This window comes from Paraburkholderia sp. J7, assembly GCF_905220155.1.
Lineage (GTDB): Bacteria > Pseudomonadota > Gammaproteobacteria > Burkholderiales > Burkholderiaceae > Paraburkholderia.
The window spans coordinates 317,144-338,470 of the sequence record NZ_CAJMYZ010000002.1 but is presented as its reverse complement, the minus strand read 5'-3'; the positions used below and the strand labels follow the sequence as shown (position 1 = coordinate 338,470).

Here is a 21,327-nt window from a genome sequence, read left to right as displayed (position 1 = left end):
TTATTTCACCCGCATTTCATTTCAATTACCGCTTAACATAGGCGTAATAATTTGGTAATTAGGGAGTAATCGAGGGTAAGCATAATTCGCCGCCGTCAGTCTGCCATCACCACACAGCATCAACCACGACGACGGAGCCCTCAGCATGTCCGCATCACACCACCGAATTGCGCTGCCACTCTACCTGGCAGTGCTTACCAGCATTGCCGCACTGACCGCCTGCGGCGGCGGCAATAACGACCCCGCCAGCACCGCCGCCATCCCCGCGCCGCCCGCCGACCCCGGCTTCGTGGACAATGCACCGATTCCCGACGTGCCCGCCTTCGTCGACAACATCGCGACCAACCAGCGCGGCGACGCGCGCTACGCCACGCTCGCGACCAACGCGGGCGTGCGCGTGGTGGCGCGCTTTCTCGATCTGTGGCAGCCGCTCACGCTGCTCGTGGACGCCGGCGTTTCCGCGCCCGCCAACGGCACGTTCCCCGCAGTCGTGCAGTCCACATGGACGGGCGTGCCCACCGACGGCACGCCCAACGGCACGATTCTCAACAGCACCGTGTTGAACGCGAATATCCAGTACGTTGTGAGCGCAACGACACAGCGCACCCAGGCGCAAGCGGACGCGGCCTACTACGACGACCGCCGCGGCAAAGGCTACAGCGTGACCGACGGCATGGGCCCGCTCACCGCCGCCTGGCGCGCGGCCGCGCAGCAAACCACGAGCATCACGTCGATTCCCGCGGACGCAACCACCACGCTCTACAACGACTCGGGCAACAACACGGGCGTGGGCAGCACGAGCAACGCGACGTTCGGCAAGGTGGTGGACCTGCTCAACACAATGGGCAACAACGCCTCGACCGAACCCGCCAAGCGCTTCTACAAATACGCGCGGCCATTCCGCTGGAGCACGAGCGTCGTGGTCGACCCCACGCTCGTGCCGGCGATCAGCACGACGCCTTCGACCGACGGCGGCTTCATCAGCGGCCACGAAGCCGAAGCCATGCGCGACGCGATGACGATGGCCTACCTCGTGCCCGAGCGTTACCAGGAAATGGCGAGCCGCGGCCTCGAACTCGGCGAGAACCGCATTCTTGCGGGCATGCATTCGCCGCTCGACGTGATCGGCGGACGCATGTTCGCGCTGGCCGCCACGGCCGCGAATCTCTACGACCCCGCGAACGCCACGCTCAAGAGCGCGGCCTACGCGCAAGCGCACAGCGCGCTCGAACAGGCAACCGGCACGAGCGCCACGACCTTCTCGACCTTCGCGCATTCGGGCACGAGCGCGAACGACCGCTTCTCCGACTACGCGACCAACAAGTCGGAATTCGCGCGCCGCTTGACGTTCGGCTTCAGCCAGATCGAATCGACCGAAGCGCCGCCTGTCGTACCCAAGGGCGCCGAGGTGCTGCTCGAAACGCGCTTCCCGTATCTGAGCGCCGACCAGCGCCGCGTCGTGCTGAAGACGACCGAAGTCGTCTCGGGCTATCCGGTCATGGACGACTCCGAAGGCTGGGGCCGTCTGAACATGTTTAGTGCTGCCGATGGTTATGGCGCATTCAACGGCAACGTGATCGTCGCAATGGACGCAAGCCAGGGCGGCTTCAACGCCGCCGACACCTGGCGCAACGACATTGCCGGCTCGGGCAAGCTCACGCTGCAGGGCAGCGGCACGCTCACGCTCGCGGGCAACAACAGTTACGCGGGCGGCTCGCAGGTGAGCGGCGGCGTGCTCGCGGCCGCGTCGGCCACGGCCTTCGGCAACGGCGATGTGTACGTGGGCTCGGGAGGCAGCGTGAGCGTCTCGACGAGCGCGCCGTTGACGGTAGCGGGCAAGTACACGCAGCTCGACAGCACGACGCTCGAACTCGACATCGACGGCAACGGCGGCGGACGTCTGCGCGTGGGCGGCCAGCTCACGGTGGCGGGCGGCACGCTGCACGTGAAGTTCGTGAACGGCTATGCGCCGAAGGCAGGCGACACGATCGACCTGATCGACGGCAGCGGCGCGTCGGTCAAGTTCGCGACCGTCACTGTAGATGGCTTCAAGGCCACGCCCGTTTATTCTTCGACCGGCGTGGCGGTGAAGCTCTCGGCCTCGTGATGTAGCCACACTGGAAAGCGGCCCCGAATCACAATGGTTCGGGGCCGTGCTTTATGCACTGAACACCGGGGCTTGCGCAAGCGCCTCTCTCGCCCCTCCGTCAACGGCACGAGATCGCGTGCCGTGAGACACCCGCATAACAGCGCACGTCCATCGGTCAACGCGTGGCGCCGGGGGGCAGACCAAACCGGGTGTTTTCGCCACACCGCACCGGGCAAAGGTTGACGCGCGCAATGCGCGGCCATTACCCTTGCGCGCTGATGGTTCCCGGCGACGGGATCAAAAGGGAACGCAGTGCAAGACTGCGGCTGCCCCCGCAACTGTCAGCGGCGAGTCCATGCCAAAGCGGGCCACTGGGAAACCGGGAAGGCCGGCAACGGACGTCGACCCGCGAGCCAGGAGACCTGCCATCAGCCGAGTCCAGCAGCCGCAGCGGGCGGGGATCCCCAATGCGCAAGCACCGCCCGTGCGGCGGCCGCCCGTTGCAAGGACAGCCCTGAACAAGCGCTGTTTCCAGCCACCGCATCATGAAGTTTCGCCAGTTCGTTTTGACTTCCGCCGCGCTCGCCTGTGCGTGGCAAACCGCGCATGCCGCCGACGCATCGCCCGCCCAGGCCCAGCAGCAAACCACCGACGACACCACGCTGCCCAATATCCTCGTCGTGGGCGACACGCAGCACCTGCCGCAATCGTTCGACCAGCGCTACGCAACCACCCAGGTGCTCACGCGCGCCGACCTCGACCGCGCCTCGCCCGTCGACCCCAGCATCGCGCAGGCGCTCGCCACGCTGCCCGGCGTCACCGTCTCGCAGACCGGCGGGCCTGGCTCGTACACGGGCGTGAGCATCCGCGGGTCGTCGGCGGACCAGGTGGCTGTGTTCATCGACGGCATACGCGTGGGCTCCGTCACCACCGGCACGGCCGAATGGGGCGATCTTGCGACGGACTCGTTCGACCGCGTGGAGGTGATCTCGGGCCCCGCGGCCGCCTCGTTCGGCGCGGACGCCGTGGGCGGCGTCGTGCAGCTCTTCACGCGCCATGCGTCGAACCAGCCGAACCAGACCACCGTGTCGTTCGGCGGCGGCTCGAACAAGACCTTCGACACGCAGGTGCGCACCTCGGGCACGATCGGCTCGACCGGGCCGCTTGCCGCGTTGAGCGGACTCACGTATTCGCTGGGTCTGCATGACTACAACACGGCCGGCATCGACGCGACGCAGCCCTGGGCCTACGGCCACGAAGACGGCCGCAACCCTTACCACGCGCAGAACCTGGACGCGCGCCTCGGCTACGCGCACGACAACTGGTCGATCTCGACCTTCGCGCTGTACCACCGCTCCGATCTCTCCTACGACAACGCAGGGGGCAACGACCGGCAGCGCGACAACCAGCTCACGACCGGCCTCGCGTTCCACCTCGACATCACGCCGACCACGCAGTTCGACCAGTCGGTGGGGTACGCCACGGACCGTGAGTTCCTCTATTCGAACGACCCGACGATCCCGACCGACGAGATCGACTCGACGCGCTTTGCCACCTCCACGTCGCTCACGCATCAGGAAAGGGGCCACACGCTCTTTGGCATGCCGCTCGACGGCGAGACCAAGCTCGCCTACGACTACACGCGCGAACTGGCGTTTCTGCCTGTGGATGTGCCGGGCGGCCTGCCCGCGCGCAACGATTCCGCCGTGTCGATGCATCAGTCCACGACGCTCGGGCCCGTCACGCTGTTCCTCGCGGGGCGGCACGAGATCGTGCAGGGGGAGTCGGTCAATACGGGCAACGTCGCGCTCTCGTGGGCGATCACGCCGGTCTACACGGCGCGCGTTTCGTATGGCAATGCGTTCCGTCTGCCCACGTTCAACGACCTGTACTATCCAGGCTACTCGAACCCCAACCTGCTGCCCGAGCGCAGCGACTCGGTCGAGGCGGCGCTCGATGCGACCACTTCGATCGGCACGTTCACAGCCGCGGTGTACGACACGCGCGTGCACGACCTCATCACGTACAACTCGCAGACCTTCCTGCCTGTGAACGTGGGCCGCGCGCATATTCAGGGTCTCGACCTCTCGTACAAGGGCACGCTCGGCAACTACACGCCGGTGAGCCTCACGGTGGGGATTCTGAATCCGCAGGACGTGACCGACCAGACCTGGCTCAATCGCCGCCCGCGCCAGACGGTGAGCCTGAGCGTGGATCACACGTGGGACGAGTTCCAGCTCCACGCGCTCAGCACCGGCGTTTCGCTGCTGTACAACGGCTCGACATTCGACGACCAGCTCAACACGATCTACCTGCCTTCGTGGACGACGGTGAGCCTGCGCGCGTCGTACAAGGTCAATGCGCATCTCGCGCTTTCGGCCACGCTCGCGAACGTGTTCAACCGGCAATATGTGACCGCGTACGGGTACAACACGCTCGGGCGCACGGCGTTTGGGAAGGTCACTTATACGTTTTGAGGATCGGAGCCAGCGGCTGGACGGCGGTTCTCCGCCTGGCACCGGCTCCAGATATTCCTGAAGACCGCTTCGTGGTAATTGGCGTCCTTGCTCAACAGGTTGGTCGCCTTGCTCAGCCCGCCACCTGCCGTCAGGTGTTCGATGTACAGCAAGCGCCGGATCTCACGCATATAGCTCGCAGGCAGCGGCATTTCGCCCTGCCGGCGGCCCTGGCGGCTCCGGTCTTCGTTTGCCATCGGCGTTTCGACCGTATAGAGCCCGCGCTCGTGATTGATGAAGCACGCAGGCATGAGCGGATCTTCCATCACGCACACGTATTGGCGTTCGAGCACTGGCACAGGAACCAGATTCTGCAGCCACTCCAGCGCGTGCTGCCATATCTTCCACGCGCTCTCTTTTGTCGGCGTAGCGTTGTGTTGCGCATGAACGAAGCGCAGGCATTCGACAACGATGTCCTCCTTTACGCAATACAGAATCTGGAACCCGGCCCGCAAATAAAGCACCAGTTGCAGAAGCTCATAGCATCGGCCCAGGATATGCGCCCCGTTGGGCGTGCACCCCTCGCGAGGCTCACCGCGCAGCAATTCGGGAAACAATAGAAGCGGCAACCCGGAAAACACGATCAGCGCGGGGTTGCGCGCCGACTGCACTACGCCGCCCGCCCCCGCGGCAACCTTGGCCGCAGCCGCGTTTTCGGCAGGCGTTTGCGCGGCGCCGGTTGGCCGCACGGCGCGAGCGGCACTGCTTTCCTCGCGCTTCATTCGTTCGTTGTGCTTGCGAGCGTCGCGTACGATATCGCCAATCGCCTTGCCAATACAGGCCCCATTCGGCAAACCGCCGCCCTCTTCGTCGGCCCAGCGGCGCACCCGCTCCCATGGAATGCTGAACGGAATCCCCACGAAATGCAGGCCGAGCCAGCTCGTCGTCAGCAAGTCGACGCGGATCTGCTCCGACTCGCCTATCGAAGTGTCCGGCGATTTTCCGCACCACGTCAGGAGCGCGCTCTTGCTGTCGGGCTCATGCGGCGAGGCCATCAGCAATTCAACCGACTGCAGGAACACTTCGGCCAGCGTCTGAAGCGGCAGGTCGGACGGCTGCGCCGCCTCGCGCTTTGCTGCGCTCTCTTCATGGTCTTCCCCGGCCAGTTCGCGCGCCACGCGCTGCGCGACCAGTTCCGGGTCGTGCAACGTCCACTTGCCGTCGGGCTGGCGGGTCACCAGCTTCGCGTAGACGCGCTCGGCAAGGTCGTCGATGTGCCTTGCCATCACTGAAAGCTGCGAAACCGGTACCGGTTCGGGCCTTGCGGCGTCGTTCATTGCAGCTCCCGGTAAATGAGGCTGGCGGTAAGCGTGCCCTTGTCGTCGGCGAGACCGACAAGAAACTTCTCGATCAGCCCGCGAAACACGGTCTTCGCATCCGTTTCGCTCCACTTCTCGACAAAGCCGTCCTGGAACTGCAGCCAGTCGCCGAAACCGATATCGAGCAGGATCTGGTCGACGATGCCAGGCAGCAAGGGAAGATCCATCTGGTACAAGCGCCTGATCATCAAGACCTGGGAGAACACAGCGCAAATATAGTCGCGCGCACTGGCCGCGCGCGAAGCCGAGCGCATGATGTCCTCCACGGCCCAGTTCACGAGATTCATCCCCGTGCGCTCGCCCTCGCGCGTGATGTCGAGCGTGAGATCGCGAAGATAGACCTGCCCCGGCGGCTTTCCGAGCAATTGATAAACGGTGCCGTCGACAACATGCATCCAGTTCGACGAATCGCCAACCCTCACGTCGTAATTCGCACGCACCCCGTGTTCCGCCTGAAGGTCGCGCGCCGCCTGCTCCAGCACCACCGTATGCCACACGAGTCCGATAAAACGGAGAAAGTCCGTTGCACGGTCCCTATCCGGCTCGCTGGCGTCGCTCCACGGCTTCACGAGCCTGAGCGGCATGTCGGTGATGATCAGCACCCTGTCGCGGCGCCCCCGCATCAACGCGGAGTACAAGGTTTCGCGGGGCGGGTTCTTGTCGAAGTAGAGCGGCCACTTCTGCTTGCGCGGGGCATCCAGCCATTCCCCGTCGATATCGAGCAAGCGGTAGACGGCATAGATTCCCGCCCCGTAGCCCTTCGGCGTCGCTGCACGGCGCGGGTCCACCGGAACACCATAGGCCTTGTAGAGCTGCCTCTGACTATAAGGTGTACCCAGTGAATTTCTGATGCTGCCAACCTGCCGGTTCAGTTCCGCGATGACGTCGCCGACTTCCGTCGCGCGTCGCTTCAGATCGGTCTGCAACGCACCTAGACCACTCGTATGTTTCTTGATCTCCTCGGCCTGCTGGCTCATTTCCCACAGTATCGAGCGCGCCGTCGCGTGCTGCTGTTGCAGCGCGACGAAATGTTCGGCCGCTACATAGATGGCGAGGACCGCCATCAGGAAAACGGCCGCATCGTCGTGACTGCGGCGGATCATTGCAGCAAAGAAGATCAGTGTCGGCACGGCAAAACGAACGTGGGGATTGCCTGCCCAGCGGCGCAATCTCGAGGTCCCGGCCGTTGCAGCCTCGCCATGTCCCTCTTTCTTGCCCGCGCTCTCGAGCCCGTGCATCAGAAAGGCGAGGAACGTGAGCGCCAATACGAATACCCCCTGGAAGCTCGTCTCCTCCTGTTCGTCAGTCAGCAGATCGCTCATCACCTTCCTGAAGGTGTCAAGCGGCCGCTCGGACTGGCTGGCGGACGCGGCCTTGGGTGGATGGAGCGAGGATGGCGCAGTCTGGCCTGGCGCGCCCGCGTGCACTCCCGCAGACGCCGCAACGTGTGGCGCTGCGTTGAAGGACGGCCAGAAGAACAGGTAAAGGACGGCAGCGATAACGCACGCGCAATAAAGCACCCACGTCAAAAAACGTCGCCAGCCTAAGCCGTTGGCATTTTCCTCGCCAACGCGGTCGATACCATTGCGCAACGGCTGGTCGTTCCCGGTTTGAATGACAACACCGTTGCCGGGCGTATTGTTTCCACCTTCCTCGGCCATGGCGCTTCCCCAAGGGCTGCTCCGGATATCGCGACGCAATCCGCCGAATGAGCATAGGCGACAGTACGGTGACATTCAAGGCAGCGCGTCAGGGTCGGCGCCGCACCCATCGATATGGATCGCTAACTATTGATGACGAACACCTGCTCTGCACACCTCCATCGGGATGACAAAAAGCGGCGCCGGCACGTGCGCTGGCGCACAGACAGTGGCGATGCCTTCACATAACAAATCGCCGCCGGTCGCTATCTCGGCCGCCGCACCGCGCGAATCTTCCCGCTGTTCCCGCCGCCGCAGAAGAACTGCTCGCCGCCATCGGACTCCAGTCCCGAGACGGCGGTTCCAGGCGGCATGTCGAGTTGTTCCAGCACTTCGCCCGTGCCCGGATCGATGTGCCGCAAGTCGCTCTCGTCGCCTTCCCAGGTGCCGTGCCACAACTCGCCGTCCACCCACGTCACGCCCGTGACGAAGCGGCTCGATTCGAGCGTGCGCAGAATCGCGCCCGTCTGCGGATCGATTTGATGGATTTTGCGCTCGCGATACACCCCGACCCAGAGCGTGCCGTCCGCCCACGCAAGCCCCGAGTCGCCGCCGCCTCCGGGCGCCGGAATCGTGGCGAGCACGCGGCCCGTTTCGGGGTCGATCTTGTGGATGCGGTCTTCGGAGATCTGGAACAGGTGCCGCCCGTCGAACGCCGTGCCCGCGTGCGCCGCGATGTCGATCGAGCGCTGCGTCTGGCCGCTCTCGGGGTCGAGCGACGCAATGCGCTCGCCCACGGCGAACCAGACCTGCTTACCGTCGTAGGTGACTCCGCCCACCTTGTCGATGCCGGGAAAAGGGCCGTACTCACGGACGATTTCGGCAGTCGTTCGTTTCATGACTTCCTCCTTGAATGAAAGGACAGGCGTTCATCCTAATCGCCCGGCAGCGGCGCGGGGAGTAACAAGGTCGTCGCGAATCCGGGAACAGGCGGCGTGGTCCAGCGGCGCGCGCGGCCGTAGCCGAACGACTGCACCTTGTCCGCCGCGGCGAGCGAATCGAGCGCGCGTTGCACGGTGCGCTGGCTCGCGCCGAGCGCCAACGCCAGCGCCGAACTCGACCACGATTCGCCGTCGGCAAGAAATGCGAGTACCGCTGCGTGCTTTTCTTCCACCGGCCGCGCCAGCACCACCACTTCGCTCGCAGTGCGCGGCGCCAGCGCGAAGCCTTGCTGCGTCGAGCCGATCTCGGCCACGTCGCGCAACAGCGTGCGCAAGCGGCCAATTTCCACGCGCAGCCGCGCACGATGCGTTTCGTCGGCGTGTTTCGTGCGAAAGGCGCGGGCGATCAGCGCGTCGCGCGGCACATCGGCAGGCCACGCCTCCGCGAGCGCGCGCGCGAGCACGAACAGCACCGGCCGCCTTGCGAGTTCGACGATCGTCGCGCCCTCGCGCGCAACGTAGCGGCACGCATCCACGACGAGCGCCTTCGAGGCGAGCAGCGCCTCGACGTCTTCCAGCAGCAGCACCCGCTCTTCGCCACGCGCGATGAGGCGCGCGGCCGGCGAGGTCAACAGCCGCGCGGCGCTCTCGATCTCGGCGCTCAGCGCCGCGATGCCCGCTGCGCGCGCCGCGCGCGCGGCCTCTGCAAGCGAGCGCCGCGCGACCTGCGTTTGAATGCGCCGCATGGCAATGCCCGCGGCGATCAACTCGTGCGCCGCGCGCAAGGCGGGCGGCAGTGGCGCGGGATCGGTTTGTGCGAGCATGCCGCCGGCCTCGTCGAGCCGGCCAATGAGCAGCAAACGGCGAATTTCCAGGTAGCGCGCGTGCGCGGCATTGAGACGGTCGCCATGGGTTTCGAGCGTTTGCCGCGCCGCAGCGAGCGTGTCGGTGGGCCAGCCGAGATCGCGCGAGGCAAGCGCAATCTCGGCCTCGGCGACCACGCAGCGCGCCTGCGCCACGGCCTCGCGCGTGCCGAAGCCGCGCGCCGCGCTGCGCAACAGCGTTTTCGCGCGCGCGAAGTCGCCGAGCTGCGCCATGGCGATGCCGCGCAACGCGAGCGCGGGCGCATCGTCGCGCAAGGCGACCCGGTTCAGCGCGCCGAGCGGATCACCGGCTGCGAGCGCGTGCGCCGCAGCCGTTATCAGCGAATCCATCGTCATGCGAATCCCGCCACACTTGTCACTCCCCCGGCTCCTCGGTCCGCGCCTAATCTAACACGGCGATCAAACGAATCATCGATCGAACGACGCGGCGGCGCGCACAGCGCGCCGTCACCCCAGTGAATCCATAGGAGCACCAGGCAATGTCAACCCATACCACAGGAACACGCGAAGACTGGCTTGCGGCGCGTATCGAACTGCTCGCGGCAGAAAAGGAGCACACACGGCGCGGCGACGCACTGGCGCAGCAGCGCCAGGCGCTGCCGTGGGTGCGTGTCGACAAGACGTATCGATTCGAAACCGAAGATGGTGGCGCGACACTCGCCGATCTCTTCAAGGGCCGCTCGCAACTGCTCGTTTACCACTTCATGTTCGGGCCGGATTACGCGGCGGGCTGTCCGTCGTGCTCGTCGATCGCCGATGGCTTCGACGGCATCGCCGTGCATCTCGCGAATCACGACGTTCGGCTCATGGCCGTGTCGCGCGCGCCGCTGCCCAAGCTGCTGGACTATCGCAAGCGCATGGGCTGGCACTTTCCGTGGGCCTCATCGAGCGGCAACGACTTCAACTTCGATTTCAACGTGTCGTTCACCACGGCCCAGCAGCGCGCGGGCGACATCGAATACAACTATGCGCGCAGCGGTCACGCGATGGACATGAATCCGCCGCCCGCGCCCGTCGCCGAATTCGCGGCGAGCTGCGGCACCGACGCGGCGACCTACACGCGCGACCGCCCGGGCCTCAGCGCATTCGTGCTGGAAGACGGCGTGGTCTATCACACGTACTCGACCTATGCGCGCGGCCTGGATGGCGTATGGGGCATGTACCAGTGGCTCGACCGCGCGCCGAAGGGTCGCAACGAGACCGGCATCTGGTGGCACCGGCATGACGAGTACACGCAAAGCTGAGGCGCATCATGGATAACGTCGGCATGACGGTACGGCGGCACGGCGGTCCGGCTCCGCGTGCGATTTTCTTTGGCGTTTCGTCGCTGGTCTTTGCGGCGAGCACCGCGGTGACGTTCGTGTGGTGTGCGTCGATGGAGGCGATGGGCGGCACGCCCATGCCCGGCGGCTGGACGATGTCCGCGCTCTGGGCACCCATGTGCGGGCGCACGTGGTTCGACGCCGCCGTATCGTTTGCCGGCATGTGGAATGTCATGATGGTCGCGATGATGTTGCCTGCGCTCACGCCGGCTTTGTGGCGGTATTTCGAGGCGATGGGCGATGAACGCACGGCGCGTGCGGGCGGGATGACGGCGATGGCTGGCGTGGGGTACTTCTTCGTGTGGCTCGCGGTCGGCGTGCTCGTATTTGCGGCGGGTGCGCAACTCACAGCGCTAGCCGTCGCGGCGCCTGCGCTGGCGCATACCGCGCCGGCCGTGGCGGGGGTTGTCGTCGTGCTGGCGGGCGCGCTGCAGTTCTCCGCGTGGAAAGCGCGCTGGCTAGCGTGCTGCGGGTACTCGCCGTCGTGCGGGCACGCGCGGCTCGATGTGCGGGCGGCGCTGCGTCACGGCTTGAGGCTCGGTCGGCACTGCCTGTGCTGCTGCGGAAATCTGATGGCGGTGCTTCTCGCAGCGGGTGTGATGGATCGGCCCGCGATGGCGCTAGTCGCTGCGGCGATTGCCGCGGAGCGATGGCTGCCGGGCGGCGCAAGAGTCGCGCGAGGGATTGGGGCGGCTGCGATTGCGGTGGGCGTGGCGATGGTCGCGCGGGCGGTGGCTGCATAAAAAAATCGCCGTTCCGCACCCGCGAAACGGCGATAAAACGCTCCGACTCTAACGTCGAACTCACGCCTCCAGACTCATGCCTGCACACGAGCCTGATCGACGCTCCGGATTGTTATTAGCAGTCCGGAGAAACAGCAAGAGGCCGACTGGATTCAACCTCTACGCTGCCGGGCGAAGCCCGGTGCAACCGGGGGGACTCCCGGCCGCACCGTACTGCGCGCCTCTTGTGGCGGCTTACATGCCGCCGAAAGACTTCTTGACCGTCAGCTTGTTGGTGACCGACGTCACACCGGGAACACCCTTGGTGATGTCCTCGACCCTGGCGATCTGTGCCGTGTCCGAAACGGTCCCATTCAGCGTAATCGCACCGCCCTTCGCGCCCACGCTGATGTTGCCCGCGTTGATCGACTTGTCCTTGCCGATGGCCGCATACACCTTGCGGCGCATGGCGCGATTCGCCTGCCGGTCGGACGGAACCGCCGCGGGAGCCGCGGTCGCGGACGCCGCCTGTGCTTCGGCGGGCGCGCTGGCGGCGCCTTGGGGCTGTGCCCACGCACTCATGGAAGCTGCCGCGACGAGCGTTGCGACCGCCAACCCGGCTACCGTGGTTTTTTTCATAAATTGCTCCATCTTTTCTAGGGTGTATGAGGATCAGAACGCGTGACGAATACCGACCATCGCCGCTGTCGTCGACTGGCCCGGCGCGACTGGCGCACCGTAGACGATCGTCTGGTTCATGGTCCCCTTGTTGCTGACATAGCCGACCTGGGCATACGCCTTGGTCGCCTTCGAGAGGTTGTATTCGGCGCCTACGGCGACTTCGCTCGAATGATTCGCCGAGTTGTTGCGGTCCTTCAAATAGTAGTACCCCGAAGTGACCTTGAAGACCGGGCTGAACTGGTAACCGAGGCCGGCCGAGATCATCTCGAAGTTATAGGTCGCCTTGGTGAACAGGCTGGACGAGTTCGACGAGCTGAACGAGCCGGATATCGAGAATCCGCTGATCGTGTACATCGCGCCGACGTAGTAGAAGTTGTTGTTGTTGCGCCCCGTGGCCGGTGCGGCCGGCGTCGTGGGGAAGTTGCCCGCGTACGGATTGGTGTCGTGGCCGCTGTAGTAGACCCCAGCCAGGTTCAGGCCGTAGTTCGAGTACTTCAGCACGGCCGATTCGCGCGTGCCGCCCTGGAACTGCCCCGGCACGCCGCCCGGCGCGTACTCCAGCTCGAGCGAAGCGCCATAGAACTTCGGCGATCTGTAGACGATCGCGTTGCTGTCATAGAGCGCGCCGATCGGCGCGTTCGTGCTCGTGCCGGGCCACCCGGCTGCCTGATTGAGGCCCAGCCACGCGGTGAGAATACTGCCGAAGTACTGCGCGCCGCGAACGTCGGTGTCCGCCATCGCGTAGATCATCGGGATGATCTGGCGGCCCGCGTCGATCGAACCGAACCAGCCCGATCCGCCGATGGTCGCGTACTGGTTGAAGACCGCGGTCACGCCCGGCGTGTCGGACAGGCCCGTCTTGCCGTTGTTCGACGTAAACGAGCCTTGCAGCTTGAAGTTGATCTTGTAGCCGCCGCCAATGTCCTCGGTGCCCTTCATGCCCCAGACGCTCGAAAAGATCCCGCCGTCCTTGAGCTGCCAGGTGCTCCCCAGATTCTTGGCGGTCCCCGAAAAGTTTGCGGCCGAAGTGCTTTGATACAGCAGGCCGCTGTCAACCACGCCATAAAGCGTGACCGATGATTGCGCATGCGCTGCGCTGGCGAACAAGGCCAACGCTGCGAGGCTACCGAACTTCAATTTCATTGCCGATCTCCGTGTGTGGCTGCCGGGTGGTCCCCGCGCCTTTTGTAGTTGCCTTAAAGGGTATTACCTGAATGAATCGTTGTGACCAGAGGGCTTAGCACGCTTGCAAGTAGTGTCCGCCGTATTGATCGCGCAGCTGGTTCTTGAGCACCTTGCCCGTCGCGCCAATTGGCACGGCGTCGACGAACAGCACGGCGTCGGGCTTCCACCACTTCGCCACGCGGCCGTCGAAGAACATGAGCAGGTCGTCCGCTTCGAGCGCGCTACCCGGCTTCCTCACGATCAGCAAGAGCGGCCGCTCGTCCCACTTCGGGTGGCGTGCTGCAATGCAAACCGCTGTGGCGACCTCGGGGTGCAGGCTCGCGACGTTTTCAATGTCGGCGGAACTGATCCACTCGCCGCCCGACTTGATGACGTCCTTGCTGCGATCCACGATCTGCATGAAACCATCGGCATCGATCTTCGCCACGTCGCCGGTCGGGAACCAGCCGTCCTGCAGCGGCGAGGCGTAGTCGCCGCCAAAGTATTCGCTCGCGACCCAGTGGCCGCGCACCTGCAAGTCGCCCGCGGCATGGCCGTCCCACGGCAGTTCCTCGCCGGCAGCGTCGACGATCTTCATGTCGATGCCGAACACCGAGCGCCCCTGCTTCGCCTGCAGCGCGTAGCGCTCATCTTCGTCCAGCCCGGTCTGATGCGCCTTGAAACTGCAAACCGTACCAACCGGGCTCAGTTCCGTCATGCCCCATGCATGAATCACGTCGACGTGATGGCGCTTCTGGAACGCCTGGGTCATCGCGGTCGGGCATGGCGCGCCGCCGATGATCGTGCGGCGCATGGACGAGAACGAACCGTCCACCGACTCGACATGGGCAAGCAGGCCTTGCCAGACCGTCGGCACACCGGCCGAAAGCGTGACCTGCTCTTCTTCGATCAGTTGATACAGCGACTTGCCATCGAGCGCCGGGCCCGGAAACACGAGTTTCGCGCCCGTCATGCAGGCAATGTACGGCAGGCCCCATGCATTGACATGGAACATCGGCACCACCGGCAGGATCGTGTCGCGCGCCGAGCAGTTCAGCGCGTCGGGCAGCGCCGCCGCGTAGGTATGCAGCAGCGTCGAGCGGTGACTGTAGAGCACGCCCTTCGGATTGCCGGTCGTGCCCGACGTATAGCAAAGCGACGACGCGCTGTTTTCGTCGAGCAGCGGCCATTCGAAATCGGCCGTGTGATTGTCGATCAGGTCCTCGTAGCAGAGGAGTCTCGAGCCAAGACTATGGCTGCGCGGCATATGCGCACGATCGGTCATGGCGACAAAGAACATCGGGCTCGTTACGCGCGCCGCGACGCTTTCGATGAGCGGCAGGAACGTGAGATCGAAGAAGATGATGCGATCCTGCGCATGTTCGATGATGTAGACGAGCTGATCGGCATGCAGGCGCGGATTCAGCGTGTGAAGCACCGCCCCCGAACCCGAAACCGCGAAGTACAGCTCCATGTGCCGGTAGCCGTTCCAGGCCAGCGTCCCTACGCGCTCGCCCGGCGTGATGACGAGGCTCGACAGCGCATTCGCCATGCGGCGCGCGCGCTGCGCGAGATCCTGGTAGCGGTAGCGGTGAATGTCGCCTTCCACGCGGCGCGAGACGATTTCGCGCGCGCCGTGATGGCGTTCTGCATGCTTGAGCAGCGAAGCGACCAGGAGCGGTTGCTCCATCATCAGGCCTTTCATGGTTTGCTATCCTAAGTAACTTTTGTTCGTGTGCGAGATTCGAATGCCGTGCTGCGCGGCTATGCCTGGCTCGAAGCCGGCGTTGCCAGCACGCTCAGCAGCAACTTTCCTTCCACGGCGCGCACAGGAAATGTCGTGAGCTTCAGTCCACCCGCGCCCGGCATACAGCCGCTGCGCACGTCGAAGCGCAGCCCGTGCGCCGGGCAGCGCAACATGCACCCTTCGAGCGAGCCGCTCGCGAGCGAGGCGCCGTTGTGGGGGCACGAATTGTCGACCGCGTGCATCTGCCCTTCGATATTGAACAGCACGATGCTGCGGCCGTCGACGAAAACCAGCTTGCGCTGGCCTGGCGCAAGTTCGTCGGCCGCGCCGACCGGTACTTCACGTGTCATTCCCTTTCCCCTCAACTTCCCTCGACTCGCATCAATTTCCGACCGCCAGCGCCATCGCACCGGCCATCGCCACCGGCGAATACACGCCCGAGAGCGAATAACCCTTGTTGAACACGAAGTACGGCACGCCGGTCACCCGCGGGTCGGCGTAGGGCACGCGCTGTCCGGTCGGGTCAGCGAGGCGTTTCGATGCAACCAGGTGCGCCTCCAGGCTCTCGCGTTCGAGGCCGGATTCAAGACCCAGGCATTCGAGCACCGCGTAATCGCCGATGTTCTGGCCTTCCATGAAGTAAGCCTTGAGCACGCGGTCGATCAGCGCCGCGCTCTGTTCGCGCGCGCCGCGGCTAGCGGCAAACGTGACCAGGTCGTGCGCGGCGGCCGTGTTCGGCAGCACCGCGATGCGCTCGAACGCGAACTCGACACCCGCATCGCGCCCCGCGCGCTGGACTTGCGCGCGCCGAGCGGCCACCGCTTCGGCGCTGCCAAGGCGGTCGCGATAGAACGCCTGATACGGCAGACCTTCGAGCGGCGTCCACGGCAGCAACTGGTGCGAGCGCCACTGCACCCGCACGCGCACATCGGGCCGCGAACGCGCGAAACGCGCGAGCGCCGCATCGAGATTGCGCTTGCCGATCAGGCACCACGGGCAGATGAAATCGAAGAAGGCCTCGATCGTCAATACGGCCGGTTCACCCGCGTCGCGGCTCGCCTGCGCCGCCCACTTTTGATCAGACAAGTTCATGAATCAACATCTCGGCCATGGGCCATTCGCCAAATCCCGCCGCCGGATTCAGATGCCCGACTTCACCCAGGTCCACGAGGGTGCTGCCCCAATCCTTCGCCATCGCCGCCACGCGCTCGAAGCGCGCAAGCGGATCGTTGCGGCTCGCGCCCACGATGCTCGGGAACGGCAGCGGCTTGCGCGGAATCGGCGTCCAACCGTGCTCGACGAGCGCATCAAACGCCGGATAACCGGCCGGCAGCGGCGTTTCGAGGTCCGCCGGCGCGGCGAGCAGCGCGCCATGGATCTTGCGGCTGTGCTGCTGCGCCCAATGCACGGTGATCATCACGCCCGCACTGTGCGCCACGAGAATGACGGGGCCGTCGATCTTCGCGAGCGCCGCGTCGAGCGCGGCCACGCGCGCCGCGCAGCTCAGTTTGTCGTGCTCGAGCGGCGGCACCGAAGCGGCCTTGGGCAGCTTGCTTTCCAGCAGCGTTTGCCAGTGCTCCGGCACATGGTCGCGCAACCCCGGGACCATCAAGATGGTCGGTGTGGTGTCCAGCGTCATTGGTTTGGGTCTCCTGCCTGCATCACTACGGCTTCAGTACGGCTTGTCGCCGATAATGCCGGCGCGTTCCATCTTGCGGTGGCAGGGCGGATAGTCCATCACGGCATAGTGCTGGGTGCTGCGGTTGTCCCAGATCGCGATGCTGTTCGGCTTCCAGCGCCAGCGTACCTGGTACTCCGGAATATAGGCCTGGCTCACGAGATAGCGCAGCAGGTCGCCCGCGCCCGGATTGGCGTCCTGACCGAAGCGCACGCGCTCGGGCGTGTGATAGTTCGTGATGTGCGTCGTGAACGCGCTCACGAACAGCACCTTCTCGCCGGTTTCCGGATGCGTGCGCACCACCGGGTGCTCCGCGTCGGGAAACCGCGCCTTGAGTTCATGGCGTTTTGCGATCGGCATGGCCGCACCAAAGCTCGCCTCGATGCTGTGGCGCGCATACAGGCCGTCGATCTGCGCCTTCACGTGTTCGGGCAGCTTCTCGTAGGCGAGCACCATATTCGCCCACATCGTGTCGCCGCCCACGGGCGGGCACTCCACGCAGCGCAGCACGGCACCGAACTGCGGCGCCTCGCGCCAGGTGGCGTCCGCGTGCCAGGCGTTTTCGTAGCGGTCGTTGGGCTGCTCGGGGTTCTTGTAGATGCGCACGAGCCCCGGATGATCCGGGTCGCTGCCCGCGACCGGATGGTCCTCCAGTTCGCCGAAGCGGCGCGCGAACGCCACATGCTCGGTGCGCGTGATGTTCTGGTCGCGCAGGAACAACACGCGGTGCTTGAGCAGCGCCGCGCGAATCTCGGCAAAAAGCCCGTCGTCGTGAACCGCATCGGCGAGATTCACGCCAGTCAGTTCCGCGCCGATGGCATAGGTCAGTTGTTCGACTTTCATGTTGCGCTCCTCAGATGACGAAGACCGACGATCCCGTCGTCTTGCGCGCTTCAAGGTCGCGGTGCGCCTGCACCGCGTCTTCCAGCGCGTAACGCTGGTTCAGTTCGATCTTGATACGGCCCGCCGCAACGTGCCCGAACAGCTCCGAAGCCAGTTCGTTCTTCTCCGCGGGGTCGGCGATATAGTCCGCCAGCGCCGGGCGCGTGAGATAGAGCGAGCCCTTCATCGCGAGGATCTGCGGATTGAACGGCGGAATCGGGCCGGAAGCCGTGCCGACGCACACCATCAGGCCGCGGCGCTTGAGCGAATCGAGCGACGCTTCGAAGGTGTCCTTGCCCACGCTGTCGAACACCACGTTCACGCCCACGCCGTTCGTCAGTTCGCGCACGCGCTTCGCGACATCTTCGCGGCCGTAGTAAATGATGTGGTCGCAACCATGCGCGCGCGCCACTGCACCTTTCGCCTCGTTCGACACCGTGCCGATCACCGTGAGGCCCAGCAGCTTCGCCCACTGCGAGACGATCAGGCCAACCCCGCCCGCCGCGGCGTGCAGCAGGATCGTGTCGCCGGCCTTGAAGTCGTGAATGCGGCGCATGAGGTACGACGAAGTGAGGCCCCGCATGGTCATGCCGGCCGCCGTTTCGCATGCAATCGCGTCGGGCAGCTTGATGAGCGGCGCCGCCGGGATCAGACGCTCCGTGCTGTACGCACCGAGCGTGTTGATGAAGCCGGTGTAGGTCACGCGGTCGCCCACGGCGACGTTGCTCACCTCGGGGCCCACGGCCTCGACCACGCCCGCTGCCTCCACGCCCATGCCAGCAGGCAGCGGCACGGGGTACAGGCCGGAGCGGAAGTAGGTGTCCGCGAAATTCAGGCCGACTGCCTCATGGCGCAGGCGAACCTGTCCGGGGCCGGGGTCGCCCACTTCAACGCTCTCATAGCGCAAAACTTCGGGACCGCCGGTTTCGTGGAAGCGCACTGCTTTCGCCATGTTCAATCTCCTGTTCTTTACTCAAACGCATTGACTGGAACTCAGTCAAGCCGACTCAGACTGCAAATTCAGATTCATCGTTGTGCGTGACCACCGGCTTCTTCGCGCAGTGTGTTCACACGATCCAGATCGACGGCGTAGTTGCGCTTGCCGATCAGGAAAACACCAGCCGCCACGAGCGGCGCAAACGGCACGAGCTGCAGCGCGCCGAGCAGGCCGATGTGATCCGCGGCCATGCCGGTGAGCACCGCGGCGGGCGCAAGACCGAGCAGGTTGTTCGCCAGCGTGAGCGTGGCGAACGCCGAAGCGTGGATCGAGGGCGGCGTGAGGTTCGCCACCATCGCGCCCGAAGGGCCCGCTGCGCCTGCGCAGAAGAACATCGCCGCGCCGATCAGCACGAGCTGCGCCGGGCCAGCCGGCATGCGCAAGCCGACTGTGAGCAGCACGAAGCAGAGCAGGCAGTATGCGATCGCAATGCTCCATTTGCGCGCGCCGTTGTCCTTGCTGAAGCGGTCCGCGAGGTTGCCGCACACCACCATGCCCACGCCCGTCACGAGCACGAACAACGCGGCGGTCGCAGCCGCTTTGCCGGTCGCCATGCCGTAATAGCGGTTCAAAAAGCTCGGCAGCCAGCTCCACACCGCCGCGGGCACGAGCAGGTGCAGGCCGCTGCCCACATACGCGCACACCACGGAGCGCGTGGAAAAGAGGCCCTTGAGCAGCGCGCGCAGGCTCAGGCGCATGCCAAGACCATTCGTTTCGCGACTCACGCTTGCCGGCTGCAGCGGGGCAATGCGCTTTTCCGTCACGACGATGCGATAGATCACGACCAGCACGATACCCAGGACCGCCATCGCGCCAAATGCCGCGCGCCAGCCAAGCTGCGCCGCGACCGCGCCGCCCAGCGCCATGCCGAGCACCGAGCCGAACGCGCCGCCCGCCATGAAGGCGCCCGTGATCGTGGAGCGCAGCCGGACCGGAAAAATACTCAGGACAACTGCAATACCCACGCTGCCATACGCCGCTTCGCCAATACCCACGAAGGCACGGGCGAGCAGCATTTCGCCAAAGTTCGTCGAGATCGCGCAGCCCAGCGTCGCGATGCTCCACAGCGCCGCCATCAGCACGATGCTCTTCACGCGGCCCCAGCGGTCGGCGAGCACCGAAAGCGGAAACGTGAGCACGCCCACCATCAGCGCGACCACACTGCTCAGCGAGCCGAGCTGCGTGTCCGAGAGGTTCCACGTGGTCTTGAGCAGCGGGAACACGGCATTCAAAACCTGGCGCGACATGTAGTCCGAAAGCAGCAGTCCGACTGTCAAGGCGAACACGACCCACGCATAGGCGGGCACGCTCGATCGGGTCGTCGTCAATTCGCCCGCAGTGGGCTCAGCATGCGTAAGCATGAGTTGTCTCCTGGGTGACCCGCTCTTCGTCGGGTTCCGTTGTTCTCTCAGGTCTGCCGGCACGCACGAAGCAAAAGCCAAACACCCGTTTCAGGACCCGGCAAAGGCACGCATGCGCGCCGGGCCCCACTTTCATTACGCCGCGCGCAGCGGCAGGTTCTTCACACCGGTCACGCGGTTCGGCGCCATGCCGTTGGCCGCGAGCGTTTCGTCGACGGTGTCGTACTGCACGCCAATGCGGTAGATCTCGCGCGCTTCCTTGCCGGTGGCAATTTCGCGGCCCAGTTCCCGCGCCACGCGCACGCACTGCTCGATCTGCTGCACGGACGTCATGCGGTTGCCGTGCTGGTCGATGATCGTATCTTCAATGCCGCAGCGCGGGTGCAGGCCCATGGCCATCGCCATCATGTTGAACGGCAGCACGTTCTTGAGCAGCGATTCCGCCGTGAGCGTGCAGCCATCGGGCGCACGGTGCACGAAGTTGAAGAAGTTGAACGGGTTCGGGCCGTCGAAGCCGCCGCCGATACCGATCCACGTGAGATTCAGCGGACCCTTGTATGCGCCCTTGCGCACGAGGCGATCGAGCGTTTCGAGCGCGTGGATGCCCGTGAGCTGGAAGTGCGGCTGGATGCCCGAAGCCTGCAGGCGGCGCAGATGCTCCTCAACCCATGCCGGGCCGGCCGGCACCGTCATCTCGCTATACGCGGCCATCAGCGCCGGGTGCGCCAGCGACGTGCCCTCCAGGTATTCCGGGTAGAGCAGCTCCATGATGTTCATCTGCGTGGTGTTGATCGCCACGGTCACCTGGTCCGGCTTCGGTTCGAGGTCGGCCAGCATGTGGCGCGTGTCGTCCGAGAGCCACTTGGCGGCCTGGCCGTCGTCTTCCGGCGCGAACGAGATGGAGCCGCCCACCTGGATGATCATGTCCGGCACCGCGGCGCGCACGCCCGCGATCAGCTCGTTGAACTTCGACAGGCGCTTGGAGCCCTTGCCGTCGAGTTCGCGCACGTGCAGGTGCAGCACCGTTGCGCCCGCGTTGTAGCAATCCACGGCCTTCTGGATCTGTTCTTCCATCGTGACCGGAATGTCTTCCGGGAAGTCTTCGGGCATCCACTCCGGGCCATACGGCGCGGTGGTGATCACTACCTTGTCCTGGTTCTCGGGGTGCAGCGAATCGTCGAGGAATTGCATCGTGTTCTCCAATATTGGGTGACGGTATTTCAACGTTTGACAACGTGGCCAGGAGCCTGAAAGACCGCTCGGAACTGGCTGATCCGTTGAGATGCACGATACGGCAATCCTGCGCTACACTTTTCTGATCGCGCGCCATCGTTTTAGCTTTTCGCGCCACCAGGCGTTAACACCAGTATCAGCGGGCGCGTAT

18 protein-coding genes and 1 riboswitch are annotated in these 21,327 nt (G+C 65.0%); of the genes, 4 read left to right on the top strand and 14 right to left on the bottom strand.

Annotation, left to right across the window (positions count from 1 at the left end; all coding sequences use genetic code 11):
* Positions 1 to 145: 145 nt before the first annotated feature.
* On the top strand, positions 146 to 2,107 hold the full coding sequence (locus U5A58_RS04645) for an acid phosphatase (protein ID WP_321960476.1): 1,962 nt from the start codon (positions 146 to 148) through the stop codon (positions 2,105 to 2,107).
* Positions 2,108 to 2,351: 244 nt separating this feature from the next.
* Positions 2,352 to 2,534: riboswitch (cobalamin riboswitch) on the top strand.
* Between the two features lie 100 nt (positions 2,535 to 2,634).
* Positions 2,635 to 4,566, top strand: a complete 1,932-nt coding sequence (locus tag U5A58_RS04640; RefSeq protein ID WP_321960475.1) for a TonB-dependent receptor domain-containing protein — start codon at positions 2,635 to 2,637, stop codon at positions 4,564 to 4,566.
* Here the strand turns inward: U5A58_RS04640 and U5A58_RS04635 are convergent.
* The 4 genes from U5A58_RS04635 to U5A58_RS04620 all read right to left on the bottom strand — a co-directional run bounded on the left by U5A58_RS04635 (position 4,554) and on the right by U5A58_RS04620 (position 9,719).
* Positions 4,554 to 5,882 (bottom strand): hypothetical protein, encoded by a 1,329-nt coding sequence (locus U5A58_RS04635; RefSeq protein ID WP_321960474.1) that lies wholly within the window; start codon positions 5,880 to 5,882, stop codon positions 4,554 to 4,556. The genes U5A58_RS04640 and U5A58_RS04635 overlap by 13 nt on opposite strands.
* Positions 5,879 to 7,585 (bottom strand): hypothetical protein, encoded by a 1,707-nt coding sequence (locus U5A58_RS04630; RefSeq protein ID WP_321960473.1) that lies wholly within the window; start codon positions 7,583 to 7,585, stop codon positions 5,879 to 5,881. Before U5A58_RS04630 ends, U5A58_RS04635 begins: the two co-directional genes overlap by 4 nt.
* Before the next feature lie 245 nt (positions 7,586 to 7,830).
* Positions 7,831 to 8,463 carry a PQQ-binding-like beta-propeller repeat protein gene (locus tag U5A58_RS04625; RefSeq protein ID WP_321908466.1) on the bottom strand — a complete coding sequence of 211 codons (633 nt, stop codon included), beginning with the start codon at positions 8,461 to 8,463 and terminating at the stop codon, positions 7,831 to 7,833.
* 35 nt (positions 8,464 to 8,498) lie between these two features.
* A complete protein-coding gene (locus tag U5A58_RS04620) occupies positions 8,499 to 9,719 on the bottom strand; it encodes a helix-turn-helix domain-containing protein (RefSeq protein WP_321960472.1) in 1,221 nt (406 codons plus the stop codon).
* Between the two features lie 149 nt (positions 9,720 to 9,868).
* On the opposite strand from U5A58_RS04620, the gene U5A58_RS04615 reads away from it, so the two are divergent.
* Together U5A58_RS04615 and U5A58_RS04610 are read left to right on the top strand one after the other, a co-directional pair.
* Positions 9,869 to 10,633, top strand: coding sequence for a DUF899 domain-containing protein (locus U5A58_RS04615; RefSeq protein WP_321960471.1), 765 nt, complete (start codon positions 9,869 to 9,871; stop codon positions 10,631 to 10,633).
* An 8-nt stretch (positions 10,634 to 10,641) separates the two neighbouring features.
* On the top strand, positions 10,642 to 11,454 hold the full coding sequence (locus U5A58_RS04610; RefSeq protein WP_321960470.1) for a DUF2182 domain-containing protein: 813 nt from the start codon (positions 10,642 to 10,644) through the stop codon (positions 11,452 to 11,454).
* Between the two features lie 234 nt (positions 11,455 to 11,688).
* Here U5A58_RS04610 and U5A58_RS04605 read toward each other — a convergent pair whose 3' ends face one another.
* The 10 genes from U5A58_RS04605 to U5A58_RS04560 form a co-directional block, all read right to left on the bottom strand.
* Positions 11,689 to 12,072: a BON domain-containing protein gene (locus tag U5A58_RS04605; protein WP_321960469.1), complete on the bottom strand. Its 384-nt coding sequence runs from the start codon at positions 12,070 to 12,072 to the stop codon at positions 11,689 to 11,691.
* A 33-nt stretch (positions 12,073 to 12,105) separates the two neighbouring features.
* Positions 12,106 to 13,257 carry a porin gene (locus tag U5A58_RS04600; protein ID WP_321908457.1) on the bottom strand — a complete coding sequence of 384 codons (1,152 nt, stop codon included), beginning with the start codon at positions 13,255 to 13,257 and terminating at the stop codon, positions 12,106 to 12,108.
* Positions 13,258 to 13,351: 94 nt separating this feature from the next.
* Positions 13,352 to 14,983, bottom strand: a complete 1,632-nt coding sequence (locus U5A58_RS04595; protein WP_321960468.1) for a 3-(methylthio)propionyl-CoA ligase — start codon at positions 14,981 to 14,983, stop codon at positions 13,352 to 13,354.
* Between the two features lie 59 nt (positions 14,984 to 15,042).
* The gene (locus U5A58_RS04590; protein WP_321908453.1) at positions 15,043 to 15,375 is read right to left on the bottom strand and encodes a Rieske (2Fe-2S) protein; all 333 of its coding nucleotides are present in this window, start codon (positions 15,373 to 15,375) and stop codon (positions 15,043 to 15,045) included.
* 31 nt (positions 15,376 to 15,406) lie between these two features.
* Positions 15,407 to 16,117, bottom strand: a complete 711-nt coding sequence (locus U5A58_RS04585) for a DsbA family oxidoreductase (protein ID WP_321960467.1) — start codon at positions 16,115 to 16,117, stop codon at positions 15,407 to 15,409.
* The gene (locus U5A58_RS04580) at positions 16,104 to 16,664 is read right to left on the bottom strand and encodes an RBBP9/YdeN family alpha/beta hydrolase (RefSeq protein WP_321934560.1); all 561 of its coding nucleotides are present in this window, start codon (positions 16,662 to 16,664) and stop codon (positions 16,104 to 16,106) included. The genes U5A58_RS04585 and U5A58_RS04580 overlap by 14 nt, the downstream gene beginning before the upstream one ends.
* 33 nt (positions 16,665 to 16,697) lie before the next feature.
* On the bottom strand, positions 16,698 to 17,546 hold the full coding sequence (locus U5A58_RS04575) for a TauD/TfdA dioxygenase family protein (RefSeq protein ID WP_321960466.1): 849 nt from the start codon (positions 17,544 to 17,546) through the stop codon (positions 16,698 to 16,700).
* A gap of 10 nt (positions 17,547 to 17,556) precedes the next feature.
* A complete protein-coding gene (locus U5A58_RS04570; protein WP_321960465.1) occupies positions 17,557 to 18,537 on the bottom strand; it encodes a quinone oxidoreductase in 981 nt (326 codons plus the stop codon).
* Positions 18,538 to 18,611: 74 nt separating this feature from the next.
* Positions 18,612 to 19,943, bottom strand: a complete 1,332-nt coding sequence (locus tag U5A58_RS04565) for an MFS transporter (RefSeq protein ID WP_321960464.1) — start codon at positions 19,941 to 19,943, stop codon at positions 18,612 to 18,614.
* A gap of 135 nt (positions 19,944 to 20,078) precedes the next feature.
* Positions 20,079 to 21,134: a 3-keto-5-aminohexanoate cleavage protein gene (locus tag U5A58_RS04560; RefSeq protein ID WP_321908442.1), complete on the bottom strand. Its 1,056-nt coding sequence runs from the start codon at positions 21,132 to 21,134 to the stop codon at positions 20,079 to 20,081.
* Between the last annotated feature and the right edge of the window lie 193 nt (positions 21,135 to 21,327).